Origin of the sequence: Mesorhizobium sp. M4B.F.Ca.ET.017.02.2.1, from assembly GCF_003998955.1 — a bacterium.
Lineage (GTDB): Bacteria > Pseudomonadota > Alphaproteobacteria > Rhizobiales > Rhizobiaceae > Mesorhizobium > Mesorhizobium abyssinicae.
This window is the reverse complement of sequence record NZ_RZOF01000109.1, coordinates 1-16844: the sequence shown is the minus strand read 5'-3', so window position 1 is coordinate 16844 and position 16844 is coordinate 1. Positions and strand designations below refer to the sequence as shown.

The window sequence follows — 16844 nt, the reverse complement described above, 5'->3', positions numbered from 1 at the left end:
GTCGAGGCCGATATAGTCGCCGGTCTCGCAGACCGGGCCGACCACATCGACCGTCATGCGCGGCGCCGCCGCCGGCTGCTGCAGCACCGGGCGGATATCGTGGAAGGCATCGTAGAGCGTCGGCCGGATCAGGTCGTTCATGGCCGCGTCGACGACGAGGAAGTTCTTGGCGTCGCCTTCCTTCACGAAGATCACCTCGGAGACCAGGATGCCGGCATTGCCGACGATCAGCCGGCCGGGCTCGAACATCACCTTGAGGCCGAGCCTGGTGACGTGCTTCCTGACGATGTCGGCATAGGCGTCGGGCAGCGGCGGCGGGCTGTTGTCGACGCGGTAAGGAATGCCGAGACCGCCGCCGAGATCGACATGCTCGATGGCGTGGCCGTCGGCGCGCAGCGTGCCGACCAGCTCGACGAGCAGCGCGAAGGCATCGTCGAAAGGCTGCAGCTCCGTGATCTGGCTGCCGATATGGGTGTCGATGCCGGTGACCCTGATGCCGGGCAGTTGCGCGGCGCGGGCATAGACCTGGCGCGCCCTTTGCCACGCAATGCCGAACTTGTTCTCGGCCTTGCCGGTGGAAATCTTCTTGTGTGTCCTGGCGTCGACGTCCGGATTGATGCGCAGCGAGATGGGCGCGACCTTGCCAAGCGCTGTGGCGCGGGCCGAGAGCAGTTCCAGCTCCGGCTCGGATTCGACGTTGAAGCAGAGGATGCCGGCCGAAAGCGCGAAATCCATCTCCCGCGCCGTCTTGCCGACGCCCGAGAACAGGATCTTGCTGGCCGGAATGCCGGCGGCGAGCGCGCGGCGCAACTCGCCTTCCGAGACCACGTCGGCGCCGGCGCCAAGCCTTGCCAGCGTCTTCAGCACCGCCTGGTTGGAGTTCGCCTTCATGGCGTAGCAGACCAGCGTGTCGAGCCCGGCGAAGGCCTCCTTGAAGACGCGGAAATGCCTGGTCAGCGTCGCCGTCGAATAGCAATAGAACGGCGTGCCGACCTGTGCCGCGATGTCAGGCAGGGCGACGTCCTCGGCATGCAGCACGCCGTCGCGATAGTCGAAATGGTTCACGAGAGTGGTTCCGAACAATTTGAGTACGATGAGATCGGGTTTGGAAAGACCTGACCCAGTCTCTTCGACTCTAGAGCAGCGGGTCGAGGATGAACTTCTTGTCCTCGACCGGTTTTTCCGGCTCCGGCGGCACGGGCTGATGGGCCTTCTCGGCATCCTTGCGCGCCTGCACGGCCGCCTCGTAAGGCGTGTCGAGGCCGGTCCTTCGGCCGCAGGCCGTGACGGTAGCCACCGCCGCGAGCAGCGCGAGCGTCACCAAAATCCTGCTTGCCGTCATCGATCCCATCCGTCGGAGAAAATTCGTTGCCTGCTTCTAGCGAAAATTTATGGCCTTTGCACCCCGGCAAATCGGGCCGTCGCCCGGCTCACGCTTTGGCCAGCCGCTTTTTCCAGTAGCGGATCTGCTTGCGCACCTCGGACGGTGCGGTGCCGCCGAAGCTTGTGCGGCTCTTCACCGAGTTCTGCACGGCAAGGACGGAGAAAATGCCCTGCGTGATGCCGGGATGGATCGACTGCAGATCCTCGAGCGAAAGCTTCTCCAGCCCGACCTTCTTGTCCTCGGCCAGCGCCACGGCGCGGCCGGTGACGTGATGCGCCTCGCGGAAGGGCAGGCCGAGCGTGCGCACCAGCCAGTCGGCAAGATCGGTCGCGGTCGCGTGGCCCGAGCCGGCGGCCTTCTTCATGGCGGCGGCATTGACGGTCATGTCGCGCACCATGCCGGTCATCGCCGCCAGCATCAGGTCGAGCGTCTCGGCGGCATCGAAGACCGATTCCTTGTCTTCCTGCATGTCCTTGCCGTAGGTCAGCGGCATGCCCTTCATCACCGTCAAAAGGCCGACGAGATGGCCGTTGACGCGGCCGGTCTTGCCGCGCACCAGCTCGGCGGCGTCGGGGTTCTTCTTCTGCGGCATGATCGAGGAGCCGGTAGAGAATGAGTCCGACAGCCGGACGAAGCCGAATTGCGGCGTCGACCAGATGATGATCTCCTCGGCCAGCCGCGACAGATGCGTGGCGCAGATCGCGGCCATGGCGAGAAACTCCAGCGCGAAATCGCGGTCGGAAACGCCGTCGAGCGAATTGCGCATCGGCTCGCGGAAGCCAAGCGCCTTCGCCGTCTGGTGGCGGTCGATGGCGAAGCTGGTGCCGGCAAGCGCGGCCGCGCCGAGCGGGCTCTCGTCCATGCGCTCGATGGCGTCGCGGACACGCGACAGGTCGCGCGAAAACATCTCGACATAGGCCATGCAGTGGTGGCCGAAGGTCACCGGCTGCGCCGCCTGCATGTGGGTGAAGCCCGGCATCACCGTCGCCGCATGCTCCTCGGCGCGCTCGAGGAAGGCGGCGATCAGCCCCTTCAGCGCCTCGGCGACACGGAAGCACTCGTCCTTGACCCAGAGCCTGAGGTCGACCGCCACCTGGTCGTTGCGCGAACGGGCGGTGTGCAGGCGGCCGGCAGCGGTACCGATCAGGTCGGCAAGGCGCGCCTCGACATTCATGTGGATGTCTTCCAGCCTGGTCGAGAACTCGAACGTGCCGGCCTCGATCTCTTTCAGGATCGTGTTCAGGCCGTCAGCGATCTTTTGCTGATCGGCCGTCGAAATAATGCCCGTTTCAGCCAACATCTCGCTATGGGCGATCGAACCTCTTATGTCCTGTGCGTAGAGTTTGCGGTCGAACGAGATCGACGCGTTGATCGCTTCCATGATCGCGGCCGGACCCGAGGCAAAACGTCCGCCCCACATCTGGTTGCTGGCCTTCTTGTCGCTCATCGCTATAACCCGTGCTCCGGAGCAGTTTTGAAGAAAATGGCAGACCGCAGTAAACTATTCCCGGCCCCGCGCCTGATCCTCGCCGCCCTGGTGGCGGGCGTGCTGGCTGGCGCGGTGGCGGTATATGTCAGCGAGAGCGCTTCTGGCAACAACGCTCCAACGCAAGTCGCGGCATCCGATGGCAAGGACGATGCCGCCTGCGCGGCCAAGGCCGAGCGCGCCAAGCAGGTCGCCGCCAAGGCTACGGGCCAGGTCGCGGCGCTGTTGCCGGCCGATCCGCCGCAGTCGCTGAAGAGCCTTGCCTTCAACGGCCCCGACGGCAAGCCGATGACGGTTGCCGACCACGCCGGCAAGACGCTGCTGTTAAATCTCTGGGCGACATGGTGCGCGCCGTGCCGCGCCGAAATGCCGGCACTCGACGCGCTGCAGAAGGAGATGGGCAGCGACCGCTTCCAGGTCGTCGCGGTCAATGTCGACACCGGCGACGACAGCAAGCCGAAGAAGTTCCTTGGCGACATCGGCGTCGCAACGCTCGGCTACTACCGGGATCCGACGTTGGCGTTGTTCAACGACGTCAAGACGCGTGGCCTGGCGCTAGGCCTGCCGGTCACCATGCTGATCGACGGCGAGGGCTGCCTGATCGCGCATATGAACGGCCCGGCCGAATGGTCGGGAGCGGATGCCAGGCGGCTGGTCGAAGCCGCGCTCGGCCCGTCAAGCTGAGCGCAGGGCCGCCGCCGGTTCCAGCATCAGGATGCTGCCGCCGCCGCGCGACCTGCCGGCGCCGTCGTCCTCCTTCTCGGAAGCCACGCCGGTCAGCTCACCGAACGCCTCGATCGGGCCCGGCCTGCCAAGATAGAAGCCCTGGCCGATCTCGCAGTCCTCGGCATCGAGGAACCTGAGCTCGCCCAGCGTCTCGACGCCTTCGGCGAGCACCGGCAGGCCGAGACCGCGGCCGAGCCCGAGAACGGCGCGCACGATGGCCGCGACCTGACCGTTCCTGTCGACCGACTTGATGAAGGATCCGTCGATCTTGATCTTGTCGAAGGGGAAGGCGCGCAGGTTGGAGAGCGAGGAATAGCCGGTGCCGAAATCGTCCATGGCGACACGGACGCCGAGTGCCTTGATCTGCCGCAAGGCCGCCAGCGCGCGCGGCATGTCCTTGACCAGCGCCGTCTCGGTGATTTCCAACTCGAGCCTGCCCGGCGCCAGGCCGGAGCGCAGAAGGACCTCATGCACCTTGCGGCTGAAGTTCGGATTGTGCAACTGCACGGCCGAGACATTGACCGCGACCATCAGCGGGTTCTTCCAGCGGGCGGCTTCCTCGCACGCGGCCGAAAGCACCCATTCGCCGATCTGGATGATGGCGCCGCTGTCCTCGGCCACCGGGATGAACACGGCAGGCGAGATGTCGCCATGCTCGGGATGGTGCCAGCGGAGCAGCGCCTCGAAGCCGATCATCCTGCCGGTACTGATCTCCTTTTGCGGCTGGTAGACGAGGCGGAATTCGCCGCGCGCCACCGCCTGGCGCAGGTCGTGCTCCATCACCCGCCTGTCGCGCGCCTCGGCGCCCATCGAGGCTTCGAAATAGCGATAGGTGTCCTTGCCCTCCGCCTTGGCGCGGTAGAGCGCGGTGTCGGCGTGGCTGACGAGCGAGGCCTGCTCGTCGGCGTCCAGCGGGTAGAGCGCGATGCCGATGCTGGCCGACACCAGGCCGCCGCCGGGCGACAGCCGGTTCTCCTCGCGCATGGCCGAAAGCACCGCCTCGGCAATGCGGCCGGCAGCCTGCGGATCCGGCAGGTTCGGGGCGATGATGGCGAACTCGTCACCGCCGAGGCGGGCCAGCATCTGTCCGTGACGAAGCTTGGCCGAGGCGCATTGCGCCACTTTCTGCAGCATCGCATCGCCGGCGGCATGGCCGAAGAGGTCGTTGACCTCCTTGAACCGGTCGAGATCGAGGAGCATGAGCGCGAGCTGCCCGCCCTTGCCGCCACGGCCCGCCGCGGCGATCTCGGCCTCCAGCCGGCTGTTGAAGGAGCGCCGGTTGGCGAGCCCGGTCAGCGGATCGTAGTGGGCGAGGCGGATGATCTCCTGCTCCGCCTTCTTGCGCTCGCGGATGTCGCGCACGGCGACCACGCCGTGCGGCTTGCCGCAATAGTCGATGGTCCTGGCGATGAGCTCGACGGGGATCGATGTTCCGTCATGGCTCCTGAGCTCGGTTTCCCGCGCCTGCCCGTCGGCTTCCGCCATGGCGGCGGCGGCGCGCTCGCCGAAGAGGTCGCCAAGCACCATGGTATTGAGCGTCGCCGATGCGATGCCGGACAATGCCGCAATGCTGTCGTTGGCGCTGACGATGCGGGTGCCGTCGCAGACGATGAGGCCTTCGACCGCCGCGTTGGCCAGGCCATGCATGCGCTCGGCCTCGGCCTGATGGCGGCGGAAGCGCAGGTCGATCCACAGCGCCGCCGCCGAAAGCACGAGGATGACAAGGCTGGCGGCGGCGGCCGCGAAGGCCTGCGACATCGGCTCGATCGTATACTGCGAGATCTCGATCGAGCTGTCCGGATAGATCGACACGGCGCCCATGGCGATGAAGTGCAAGGTGCAGATCGCCAGCGTCAAAAGCACGGCGGCGCCGATCGTCCCCAGTGTCGAGGGGCGGCGCAGCACGACGAAAAGCGACAGCGCCGCAAGCGCGATGCCGGCGACCAGCGAGATGCCGACCAGCAGGTGGTCCCATACGATCCGGCCCTGCACCTCGAACGCCGCCATGCCGGTATAGTGCATCGTGCCGATGCCGGCGCCGAGCACGGCGCCGCCGACCAGGTAGTGGTCGATGCCGCCACGCAAGGTGGCGATCCACATGCCGGCGGCTGTCAGCAGGACGGCCGCGGCAAGCGAAAGCACCGACAGTTCGGTGTTGTAGGCGTTGGGTATTCCCGGCGAGAAGGCGATCATGGCGATGAAATGCGTCGCCCAGATGCCGAACCCGGTCGAGGTGGCGGCAATCATCAGCCAGGCATAGCGGTTTCTGTGGGTCGAGCGGTCGACGTGGCGAAGCAGATTGACCGCCGAGAAGGAAGAAATGCCGCAAATAAGGGCTGCAAGTGCGACCAGTCTCAAATCGTGCTCGTGCACGATACAATTATAGACTGTCAACATCGCGCTTCACCTGATCTTCCCGCAACAATCAAGCAATGAAATTGATTAGAGCGGTACGGTTGAAGAATCGGTTATTGCGCATGCAACCACTGCGCGTGTCGCTGGTTGTGCCGGCGTCTCTCGCGCATCGCCGGCCGGTCGCCGACGAGCGCCAGCGTCGGCTGCGAGACCGGCATTCGCTCCCCCATCTTAGCCGGATAATCAGTTGCGTCGTCCGGGCCTTTACGCCGCCCCGCGGCGCCCTAGCTACCCAGGGCGCCGACGTGAAGGTTCATACCGGCGCGGCCGTCGAAGGAGGAGAGGGACGGGCTGTACACGGGCCTGAAAAGGCACAACAGAACTGTCACATACCTTCTCTATGAGAGCGGCCAAGGGACTTGCGCAAAGCCTGATGTCATCAGCCACTCAAGAGGAATGAATTCCATGTCGATCATCAAGCAGGGCTTTGCCGCCCTTGCCGCCGGCGCTCTCGGCATCGCGCTGGCGCAGCCCGCCACCGCTGCTCCCGTCAAATTCGATTTCTGGTTCGGCCTTCGGGCGACCTCGCGCGCGTCGTCGACACGCTGTGCAAGAACTTCAACGCCTCGCAGGCGGACTACGAGGTGGTCTGCACCAGCCAGGGCAATTACGACGCCACGCTGCAGAACACCATCGCCGCCTTCCGCGCCGGCAAGCAGCCGACCGTCGTCCAGGTCTACGACGTCGGCACCGCCACGATGATGCTGTCTGGCGCCTACAAGCCCGCCGACAAGCTGATGGAGGAGAACGGCTACAAGATCGACTACAGCGACTACTTCCCCGGCATTGCCCGCTACTACGCGACGTCGAAGGGCGAGATGCTGTCCTTCCCGTTCAATTCCTCGACCCCGCTGATGTACTGGAACAAGGACGCTTTCGCCAAGATCGGCAAGACCGAGGCGCCGAAGACCTGGGAAGATGTCGGCGCCGACCTCAAGGCGCTGAAGGACGCCGGCTACGATTGCCCGATGGCGATCAACATTTCCGCCAATGAAAGCTGGCAGTTGATGGAGCAGTTCTCGGCCATCCACAACCAGCCGATCGCGACCAAGAATAACGGCTATGACGGTCTCAACGCCCGTCTCGAGATGAACAAGACCAAGTTCGTCCAGTACGTCACCGATCTCAAGAAGTGGTATGACGCCGGCCTGATCAAGATCAAGTCGAAGGACCTCGGCCAGGACATGGTGCAGGCCTTCGCGTCCGGTACCTGCCAGGTCATCATGACCTCGGTCGGCGACCACGGCACGGTCGGCAAGACGCAGAAGGAAGGCATGAAGTGGGACGTCGCCGAGCTTCCCGCCTATGCCGGCACCGAGCGCAAGAATTCGCTGGTCGGCGGCGCCTCGCTCTGGGTTCTTTCGGGCAAGTCGGATGCGGAATACAAGGGCGCGGCCGCCTTCCTCAACTTCATCCACGACCCCAAGACGGCCTTGTTCTGGTCGACCAACACCGGCTACATCCCGGTGACCAAGTCGGGCTTCGACTATATGAAATCCCAGGGCTTCTACGACAAGGCGCCCTATAAGGGCCGTGAGGTCGCCATCGCCAGCCTGACCGCGTCCGAGCCGACCGAGATCACCCGCGGCATCCGGCTTGGCAATTTCACCCAGATCCGCGCCGAGTTCGGCACCCAGATGCAGGCCATCTTCGCCAACAAGGTCAGCGTCCAGGAGGGCATCGACACGCTGGTCAAGAACGGCGACGCGATCCTCGACCGCTTCCAGCAGACCTATCCGGACAAGACGCTGCCCTGATCTCGGATACCGCCATGGGCCGCCCGCCGGGAAACGACGGGCGGCCATTTCGCATAGTTTTGATTTTACGCATGTCCTTGTCCCGAAACCGGGTCCCACTTTCGGCAGACATGCCTTAGTCTCACCCCGGGAAAGCGGGCTGGCGGTTCAACGGCGTCGGCGGATCGATGGAAAAACGCGTCACTTTCTCAAGATGGTCGATCGGCATCCTGTTCGCGGTGCCGCAGTTGCTCCTGATCTTCACCTTCTTCTATTGGCCCGCCGGCCAGGCGGTCTACTGGTCGCTGACGCTGCAGCAGCCGTGGGGCGGCGGCAACATCTGGGTCGGGCTCGACAATTTCCGCTCGATCCTCGCCAACGCCGACTATTGGAACTCGATCACCGCCAGCCTCGTCTTCGCGGCGTGCAGCACCGGCCTTGCCATGGTCATCGCCCTGGTGCTGGCAGCCTTGACCGACCGGCAGCTCGCCGGCTCGCGTCTCTACCGCGTCGTGCTGATCTGGCCTTACGGCATCGCCGCGCCGGCGCTGGCGATGGCCTTCCGCTTCATCCTGGCGCCGGAGGCCGGCTTCATGGCCGTCGTCAACCAGGTCTGGCCGGGCTTCTGGGATCCCGGCCTCGACGGCACCGATGCAATGGCATCGATCATCGCCGCCTTCTCGTGGAAGTATGTCGGCTACAATTTCATCTTCTTCCTCGCCGCTTTCCAGGCCATCCCGCGCTCGCTGATCGAGGCGGCGGCGATGGACGGCTCCGGCGTTCTCAGGCGGTTCTGGGATATCCAGTTCCCGCTGATCACGCCGACGATCTTTTTCCTGCTGGTCATCAACATCACCGAGAGCTTCCAGGACTCCTTCGGCATCGTCGACATCATGACGGCGGGCGGTCCGGCGAATTCGACCAATCTGATGGTCTACAAGATCTATTCCGACGGCTTCAAAGGCCTGGATTATTCCGGCGCCGCCGCGCAGAGCATCATCCTGATGCTGCTCATCATCGTGCTCACCATCTTCCAGTTCCGCTTCATCGAGCGGCGCGTGCACTACAGGTGAGGCGGACATGGTCGAGCGCACCCCGATCCTCAATTTCTTCACTCACCTGATATTGTTCGTCGGCTTCGTTTTCTGCGTGGCGCCGTTCGTGATCGTGGCGATCGCCGCCTCGCATAGTCTGAAAGAGGTCAACGACGTGCCGATGTCGCTGCTGCCGGGCAGCGAGTTCTGGGTCAACATCAAGACAGCCTGGACGACGGCCGACCTCGGGCCGAAGCTGTTCAATAGCTTCGTCATGGCCGCAGGCGTCGCCGCCGGCAAGGTGATCATCTCGGCGCTGACGGCCTTTTCCATCGTCTATTTCCGCTATCCCGGCCGCATGCTGATCTTCTGGCTGATCTTCGTCACGTTGATGCTGCCGCTCGAAGTGCGCATCGTGCCGACCTATGCCGTGGTCGCCAACGTCATGTCGCCCTATCAGGCGATCCTCGACGTGACGGGCCTGAGTTGGCTGATCGAGAAGGTATCGGGCGTGCAGGTCTCGCTCAGCCTCGGGCTGCTCAATTCCTACACCGGCCTGATCATGCCGCTGATCGCCACCGCCACCGGCACGTTCCTCTACCGGCAATTCTTCCTGACCGTGCCCGATGAGCTGACCGAGGCGGCGCGCATGGACGGCGCCGGGGCGCTGCGCTTCTTCATCGACATCCTGCTGCCCTTGTCGCGCAACAACATGGCGGCGCTCGGCACCATCATGTTCCTGTGGGCATGGAACCAGTATCTGTGGCCGCTGCTGATCACCACGGATGCCAGCCACGCCACGGCGGTGACCGAACTCAAGCAGCTCATTCCCAATGTCGGCGGCATTCCCGAATGGAACATCGCCATGGCCGGCACGCTGATCGTCATGCTGCCGCCGCTCGTCGTCGTGGTGGCCATGCAGCGCTGGTTCGTGCGCGGCCTCATCGCGACAGAAAAGTAAGGAGACAAAGATGGCCTCCATCACCATCCGCGACGTCAGGAAAAGCTACGCCAAGATGCAGGTCGTGCACGGCGTCAACCTCGACATCGCGTCCGGCGAATTCGTCGTCATCCTCGGCCCGTCGGGCTGCGGCAAGTCCACGCTGCTCAGGATGATCGCCGGGCTGGAGGAAATCTCCGGCGGCACGATCGCCATCGACGGCAAGGTGGTCAACACGCTGGAGCCGCGCGAGCGCGGCTGCGCCATGGTGTTCCAGAACTACGCGCTCTATCCGCATATGAGCGTTGCGCAGAACATCGGCTATTCGCTGAAGGTGGCGGGTGTCCCAGTCGCCGAGCGCGCCCAGCGCATCCAGGCGGTCGCCCGCATCCTGGAGCTGGAGCACCTGCTCGACCGCAAGCCGATGGCGCTCTCCGGCGGCCAGCGCCAGCGCGTCGCCATGGGCCGGGCCATGATCCGCGAGCCCAAGGTCTTCCTGTTCGACGAGCCGCTTTCCAACCTCGACGCCAAGCTGCGCGTGCAGATGCGTTCCGAAATCCGCAAGCTGCACCGGCGGCTGAGCGCCACCTCCGTCTTCGTCACCCACGACCAGGTCGAGGCGATGACGCTGGCGGACCGGCTGGTGGTGATGAATGGCGGCCGTGTCGAACAGGTCGGCACGCCGGCGGAAGTCTACAGCCGCCCGGCGGGCCGCTTCGTCGCCACCTTCGTCGGCGCGCCGGCGATGAACATGCTGGAAGGCGAGGTGACGCTCGATGGCCTGTCGCTGCTCGGCGGCAGCCGCAAGCTCAACGTCTCGCGCGCGGGCCTGCCGGTCGGCAGCAAGATCGCGGTGGGCATCCGGCCGGAGGCCGTGCGCCTGGTGGCGCCGGGAACGCCGGGCGCGCTCGACGCGACCGTCGATCTGGTCGAGGAGCTCGGCGCCGGGCGGGTCATCTATGTCGATCTCGACGGCGCGGCGTTTTCGGTGGTGACGTCGGAGACCGCCCATCCGGCGCCGGGCAGCGCCGTCGGGCTGCAGTTTTCCGAAGCCGACCTGCATTTCTTCTCGTCCGAGACGGGAAGCCGCCTCGACGTCTTCAAGGCATCGATGCCGGTGCCGGCGCTCTGATCACGCGCTCGCTCGGCTGCGAGGACGCCAAGGCAACTCCCTGTCGTGTCGAAGAAAGGTCGCGCAATGAAAATCATCCAGGTCACCGACGTCCATCTCGGCCGGCGCGGGGAGATCCGCTTTGGCGCCGACCTGCACGAGCGGCTCGACCGCTGCATCGACCATATCAATGCCCACCACGGCGATGCGGCGCTTTGCGTCTTCACCGGCGACCTGACCGAATCCGGCGAGGCGCAGAGCTATGCCGACCTCAAATCGGGCCTGGCTCGGCTTTCAGTCCCCTACCGGCTGCTGCCCGGCAATCACGACAGGCGCGCCAACCTGGTCGCGGCTTTTGCCGGAAACCCAACCGACGAGAATGGTTTCGTGCAGTCGGTCTTCGACACGCCGGAGGCATCGCTGCTGTTCCTCGACAGCCTGGCCGAGGGTCGCGTCACCGGCGAATTGTGCGACAGGCGGCTGGCCTGGCTGGATGCCAGGCTCGGCGAGGCTGCGGGCCGCCGGGCCTATGTCTTCCTGCACCATCCGCCCGTCGAGCTTGGCCTCGAGCTGCTCGATCCGCTCGGGCTCGAACAGCCGCATCGGCTGCTCGACGTGCTGATGCGGCACGGCAATGTCGGCTACGTCTTCTTCGGCCATGTCCATCGCGACATCGCCGGCACGGTCGCCGGCATTCCGTTTTCCGCGCAGCGTGGCCTGCATGCCCGTTTCATGCTCGACCTGGTCGGCGACGAGAAGGTCGAGCAGGCACCACCCGCCTACTCGATCATCCTGATCGACGGCGCGCGCGTCGTCGTGCACAGCTGCGACTTCCTGGAGAACTGGCCGCTGTGGTCGCCGGCGACCGGTCAGCGCGTAGGGTAACGACCGCGGCAAGCTTCAGGCAAGGACATGCGCCTTGCCGGAGACGGTCAGCCGCACGATCTCGCCAAGCGCCGGCGCGTCGATGCCGGGCTTGCGCAGGATCAGCGGCGTGTTGCCGATCGCCGCGGCGTCGGGCGGGTCGGGGCTGTTCAGGAGCCGCACTGCTATCGTGCACATCGAGCCGGCGAATTCGGATTCCGTCACCTCGCCGAACAGCATGTCCGGCGTTCCCGACATGCCTTCGCGCGAGGTCCGTTTCAACAGCACCTGTTCCGGCCTGAGCATGATGCGGGCGACATCGCGGCGCTCGGCGGTGTCGACGGCGATGCGGCCGAGCGGCGAGGTGGCGAAGCCGTCGGCGATCCTGGCCGGCAGGATGATGGCGTCGCCGAGGAACTCGGCGACCATCCTGTCCTTCGGCTGAAAATAGAGCTCGCGCGGCGTGCCGACCTGCGAGAACAGGCCGTCGCGCATCACCGCCACCTGGCTGGCGAAGGACAGCGCCTCGGCCTGGTCGTGGGTGACCAGAATGGTGGTGATCCCGGCGAGTTCCAGCAGTTCGGCCACCGCCTTGCGCATCGAGGCGCGCAAGCCGGTGTCGAGCGCCGAGAACGGTTCGTCGAGCAGCATCAGGCGCGGCTTCATGGCCATGGCGCGGGCAAGCGCCACGCGCTGCTGCTGGCCGCCGGAGAGCTCGTGCGGACGCCGCCTCAGGATCGCCTTGTCCAGCCCTACGATATAGGCGAGCTCGACGATCTGCTCGGCGCGTTTGTCGGCGTTTCGCGCCAGGCCGAAGCCGATATTGTCGGCGATGGTGAGGTGCGGGAACAACGCCCCGTCCTGGGCGACCACGCCGATGCCGCGCCGGTGCGCCGGCACGGCGGCGCCGCCATTGGCCAGCACCTCACCGTCGAGCACGATCTTGCCCCGGTCCGGCGCCTCGAAACCGGCGATAAGCCTGAGCAAGGTGGTCTTGCCGCAGCCGGACGGCCCGACGATCGCCGTGCGGCTGCCGCTGGCGACGCTGAGGTCGACGCCGGCCAGCGCCGCCACCGGGCCGTAGTGCTTGGCCACGCCGCTGAGTTCGAGGAAGCTCATCGTCCGGCCATCCTCTTCGACTGGACATAGAGCAGCCAGGTCAGCGGCAGCGACATCGCCACCATGATGAAGGCGTAAGGGGCGGCCGAGGCATAGTCGATCTCGCCGCTGTAGGACCAGAATGCCATCGCGAGCGTCCGGGTGCCGTTCGGCGCCAGCATCTGGGTGGCGGTCAGCTCGTTCATGATGCCGAGCGCCACCATGGCCATGCCGGCCGCGGCGCCCGGCGCCGACAGGCGGATGGTCGTCGACCACAGCGCCTTGAGCGGCGCCCGGCCGAGGCTCGATGCGGCCCGCTCCAGTTCGACGGGCGCCTGCGCGATCGAGGCTCGGAGGCTGACCAAGGCGCGCGGCAGGAACATCAGCGCATAGGCGAAGAGGATGGTGAACAGGGTCTGGTAGAGCGGCATGGCGATGCGCACGGTGATGGTGACCAGCGCCAGCGCGATGACGACTCCGGGCAGCGAACCGACGATATAGTTGCAGCCTTCGAGCAGGCGCTGCAACGGCCCGGGCGCGCGGATCGAGATCCAGGCCATCGGCATGGCGGCGATGGTGGCGAGCAGCGCGCCGGCGAGCGCCAGGACAAGCGTCTGGCCGAGCGCCAGGCCGATCTCGTCGAGGCGCCAGACCTCGGCGCCGCCGGCGATCAGCCAGCGGCCGATGGTGACGAAGGGCACGCCCAGCGAAAGCAGCGCGGCGATGGCGGGCAGGGCCAGGCAAGGCAGCGTGGCGCGGCCAAGGCTGGCGCGCTGCTGCTGGCGGGCGGCGCCCGAACCGACGCGGGCATAGCGCTCCTCGCCGCGCACCAGAACCTCAAGCCCGAGCAGCACGAAGCAGCATGTCACCAGCACGGCGGCGAGCATGTTGGCGGCCGGCCCGTTGAAGGTCGACTGGAACTGGTCGACGATCGCCGTGGTGAAGGTGTCGAAGCGGATGAAGACGTAGAGGCCGTATTCGGCCAGCAGATGCAGGCCGACCAGCAGCGAACCGCCGCAGATGGCCAGTCTGAGCTGCGGCAGCACGACGCGCGCGAAGACCCGCCACGGACCGAGCCCAAGCGCGGCGGCGGCGTCTTCCAGTGCGGGGTCGAGCCGGCGCAGTGCTGCCGAGATGGGTAGATAGAGGAACGGGAAATAGGCGATGACGGAAACCAGCACGCCGGCCCACAGGCCATGCAGTCCCGGCACCAGGCTGATCCAGGCATAGGAGTGGACGAAGGCCGGAATGGCGAGCGGCGCCACCGACAGCCAGGCCCACAGGCGGGCGCCGGGCAGGTCGCTGCGCTCGGTCAGCCAGGCCAGCGCCACCGAAAGGACGATGGAGATCGGAACCGCCAGCGCCACCAGCATGATGGTGTTGATCAGGAGGTCGCCGACACGTGCGCGGAAGATCAGCGCCGAGACGGTCTCCCAGCCGGTCTGCACCGCGATCCAGACGATGAAGGCCAGCGGCAGCAGCGCAAGCAGCGAGATCAAGGCGGCGGCGAGCAGGATCCAGGACGCCGAGCGCCGTTGCCGCGCGCGTCCGGCGGCCGGCAGGCCTGATCGGGTGAGGTCGACCGCCGCTTGCATCAGACCCGATGCCGCGCCGCTTCGGCCCGCGGACGAAGGTGGCCGAAGGCGCGCTTGTCGCAGCCAGAAACGCAGCTTGTCGTCATCGACGATGCCATCTCTAAAACAGAGCGCTCCCGCGGAAAGCGAAGTCCCGCAGGAGCGCAGTCGGTTGCCCTTTTAGGACGAACGCGAACTAAAGCAAGCCGGCTGCCGTCATCAGGTCGGTCACCTTCTTGGAGTTCAGCGTCGTCGGATCGACTTTCGGCGCCTGCAGGTCGGCCAGCGGCACCAGCTTGGGGTTGGACTCGGCGCCCTTGCCGACCGCGTATTCGAAGGAGGTGCCGTTCTTCAGCACGTCCTGGCCACCCTTGCCGGTCACCCATTTCAGGAACGCCTGGGCTTCCTTCGGATGCTTGCTCGAAGCCAGCACGCCGCCGCCGGAGATCGAGACGAAGGCGCCCGGATCCTGGGTCTTGAAATAGTGGAGCGCGATGTTCTTGCTGTTCTCGCCGGTCTTGGCCTGATCGCCGAAATAGTAATAATGGTAGATCACGCCGCCTTCGATCTCGCCCGCATTGACCGCCTTCATCACGGTGTTGTTGCCCTTGTAGGCGGTGAAGTTCTCCTTCATCGCCTTCAGCCAGTCGCCCGTGGCGGCCTCGCCCTTGAGCTGCAGCAGCGCGCTGACGATGGCCTGGAAATCGGCGCCCGAAGGCGACGCCGCCCAGCGGCCCTTCCAGCTCGGATCGGCAAGGTCGAGCAGCGACTTGGGCAACTGGTCTTCCTTGAGCTTGGTCTTGTCATAGGCAAAGACCGTGCTGCGGGCGGCGACGCCGACCCATTTGCCGGTGGCCGGCTGGTACTCCGGCGGCACCTGCGCCAGCGTCTCGGCGTCGACCGGCGCGAACAGGCCGGCAGCCTCGACGAGCGCCATGGCCGGCGAGTTTTCGGTCAGGAACACATCGGCCGGCGAGGCCGCGCCCTCGGCGACGATCTGGTTGGAGAAATCGCTGTCGCCGCCATTGCGCAGCGTCACCTTGATACCGGTTTCCTTGGTGAAGCCTTTGGCCCATTCCTTCGCCAGGCTCTCGTGCTGGGCGTTGTATACGACGATACCGGCATCATCTTCCGCCAGCGCCGGAGCCGCAAGCAGGCCGAGCGCCAGCGCCGTGGCGCCGGCAAGGGTGGAAAGGGCAAATCTCATGGGCGTCGTCCTCGATCTGATGGTCTTGGTTGGCACGGCTGCACCTACCAATACCTGATTAAGCTAGTCAACATTGCAGGCCTGCTTCATTCGGTCGCCGGGGCGCAACCTTTCGTGATTTTGCGGCACTTTGGCTTGGACATTATTTCTTCGGCCACGTAACAAATCAGCGCCGAGGCGCGAACATCGGGGGAGAAAACTCTTGTGACCGGCAACAACGAGGCCGAGCTTTCCCGGTTGCTCAAGGCCGCGATCGCGGGAGACGAAAGGGCTTACGCCGACTTTCTGACGCGGACGGCCGCTCTCGTGCGCGGCTTTGCCCGGCGCAAGATCGTTCAGGGCGGGGTCGACCCCGAGGATGTCGTGCAGGAAACCTTGCTGGCCATTCACGTCAAACGGCATACCTGGCGCCAGGACGCGCCGGTGCTGCCATGGATCTACGCCATTGCGCGCTTCAAGCTGATCGACGCCTTCCGGCGGCGCGGGCGGCGCATCGAGGTCGAGATCGACGAGATCGCAGAGACCTTCGCCGAGCCGGAAACGGAGACGGTGAGCGAACGCGACATCAACCGGGTGCTGGAGAGCCTGCCGCCGGCACAGCGTTCGGTGGTCTCGTCGGTGTCGGTCGAGGGCCGCTCGATCGGCGAGACGGCGGCGAAGTTCGGCATCACGGAGACGGCGGTCAGGGTGTCGCTGCATCGCGGCCTTGCCGCCATCGCCAAACGCTTCGGGCGGGAGTGACATGAGGACCGAGGATCTCATCAAGGCGCTCGACGCCGACGTCCGCAGCAATGCGATGCCGCTCGGCTCCGCCTGGCGGATGGCCGTCGCCGTGGCGGCGGTGGTCGCGGCCGCCGTGTTCTGGCTGACCATCGGCCCGCGTCCTGACCTCATGGTCGCTATGCACACGATGCGTTTCCTGTCCAAATTCGTCTTCACCATCGCGCTCGGCGTCAGCGCGTTTGGCCTGATCAGGGCGCTGTCGAGCCCCGGCGCGCCGACGGCCAGGGCAACGGCCTGGATGGCGCTCGCGCCGGCATTGGTGGGCGTGGCGGTGATCCTCGAGCTTTTCGCGGTGCCCCGCGCCGAATGGGGCACGCGACTGGTCGGCTCCAACATGATGATCTGCATGGCGTTCATCCCGCTGATCGGCCTCGGGCCGCTCGCCGTCTTTCTTTGGGTGCTGCGCCATGGCGCCCCGACGCGGCCGGTGCTGGCGGGCGCGGTCGCCGGCCTGCTCGCCGGCGGGCTGTCGGCGACCTTCTATGC

Annotated in this window: 14 protein-coding genes and 1 pseudogene; 8 read left to right on the top strand and 7 right to left on the bottom strand. The window is 65.8% G+C overall.

Annotated features, from left to right (window positions below):
• From lysA to argH, 3 genes are all read right to left on the bottom strand, one after another.
• Positions 1–1065, bottom strand: a 1065-nt coding sequence (gene lysA / locus EN738_RS15485) for a diaminopimelate decarboxylase (protein WP_127284451.1), incomplete at its 3' end; no start/stop codon positions are given.
• A 70-nt stretch (positions 1066–1135) separates the two neighbouring features.
• The gene (locus EN738_RS15480; RefSeq protein ID WP_126058098.1) at positions 1136–1342 is read right to left on the bottom strand and encodes a lipoprotein; all 207 of its coding nucleotides are present in this window, start codon (positions 1340–1342) and stop codon (positions 1136–1138) included.
• Between the two features lie 88 nt (positions 1343–1430).
• A complete protein-coding gene (argH, locus tag EN738_RS15475; RefSeq protein WP_127284450.1) occupies positions 1431–2831 on the bottom strand; it encodes an argininosuccinate lyase in 1401 nt (466 codons plus the stop codon).
• Between the two features lie 36 nt (positions 2832–2867).
• On the opposite strand from argH, the gene EN738_RS15470 reads away from it, so the two are divergent.
• Positions 2868–3554 (top strand): TlpA disulfide reductase family protein, encoded by a 687-nt coding sequence (locus EN738_RS15470; protein ID WP_127284449.1) that lies wholly within the window; start codon positions 2868–2870, stop codon positions 3552–3554.
• Here the strand turns inward: EN738_RS15470 and EN738_RS15465 are convergent.
• Positions 3546–5993 (bottom strand): EAL domain-containing protein, encoded by a 2448-nt coding sequence (locus EN738_RS15465; RefSeq protein WP_127284448.1) that lies wholly within the window; start codon positions 5991–5993, stop codon positions 3546–3548. The genes EN738_RS15470 and EN738_RS15465 overlap by 9 nt on opposite strands.
• Positions 5994–6416: 423 nt before the next feature.
• On the opposite strand from EN738_RS15465, the pseudogene EN738_RS15460 reads away from it, so the two are divergent.
• From EN738_RS15460 to EN738_RS15440, 5 genes and pseudogenes are all read left to right on the top strand, one after another.
• Positions 6417–7768 (top strand): annotated as a pseudogene (locus EN738_RS15460) (extracellular solute-binding protein).
• A 167-nt stretch (positions 7769–7935) separates the two neighbouring features.
• Entirely contained in the window at positions 7936–8820 is an 885-nt protein-coding gene (locus EN738_RS15455; RefSeq protein ID WP_127284447.1) for a sugar ABC transporter permease, read from the top strand.
• 7 nt (positions 8821–8827) lie between these two features.
• A complete protein-coding gene (locus tag EN738_RS15450) occupies positions 8828–9742 on the top strand; it encodes an ABC transporter permease subunit (RefSeq protein WP_127284446.1) in 915 nt (304 codons plus the stop codon).
• Between the two features lie 10 nt (positions 9743–9752).
• Entirely contained in the window at positions 9753–10853 is a 1101-nt protein-coding gene (ugpC, locus tag EN738_RS15445) for a sn-glycerol-3-phosphate ABC transporter ATP-binding protein UgpC (RefSeq protein WP_127284445.1), read from the top strand.
• A gap of 66 nt (positions 10854–10919) precedes the next feature.
• Positions 10920–11717, top strand: a complete 798-nt coding sequence (locus EN738_RS15440) for a phosphodiesterase (RefSeq protein WP_127284444.1) — start codon at positions 10920–10922, stop codon at positions 11715–11717.
• A gap of 15 nt (positions 11718–11732) precedes the next feature.
• On the opposite strand, the gene EN738_RS15435 is transcribed toward EN738_RS15440, so the two are convergent.
• The 3 genes from EN738_RS15435 to EN738_RS15425 form a co-directional block, all read right to left on the bottom strand.
• Positions 11733–12815 (bottom strand): ABC transporter ATP-binding protein, encoded by a 1083-nt coding sequence (locus EN738_RS15435; RefSeq protein WP_127284443.1) that lies wholly within the window; start codon positions 12813–12815, stop codon positions 11733–11735.
• Entirely contained in the window at positions 12812–14389 is a 1578-nt protein-coding gene (locus EN738_RS15430; protein ID WP_187331472.1) for an iron ABC transporter permease, read from the bottom strand. Before EN738_RS15430 ends, EN738_RS15435 begins: the two co-directional genes overlap by 4 nt.
• Before the next feature lie 175 nt (positions 14390–14564).
• Complete coding sequence (locus EN738_RS15425; RefSeq protein ID WP_127284441.1) at positions 14565–15575, bottom strand: iron ABC transporter substrate-binding protein; 1011 nt, start codon at positions 15573–15575, stop codon at positions 14565–14567.
• A gap of 204 nt (positions 15576–15779) precedes the next feature.
• Here EN738_RS15425 and EN738_RS15420 point away from each other — a divergent pair, with 204 nt between their 5' ends.
• Positions 15780–16316: a sigma-70 family RNA polymerase sigma factor gene (locus EN738_RS15420; protein ID WP_127284440.1), complete on the top strand. Its 537-nt coding sequence runs from the start codon at positions 15780–15782 to the stop codon at positions 16314–16316.
• Position 16317: 1 nt separating this feature from the next.
• Positions 16318–16844 (top strand): NrsF family protein (locus EN738_RS15415; protein WP_127284439.1); only part of this gene is annotated, 527 nt, incomplete at its 3' end.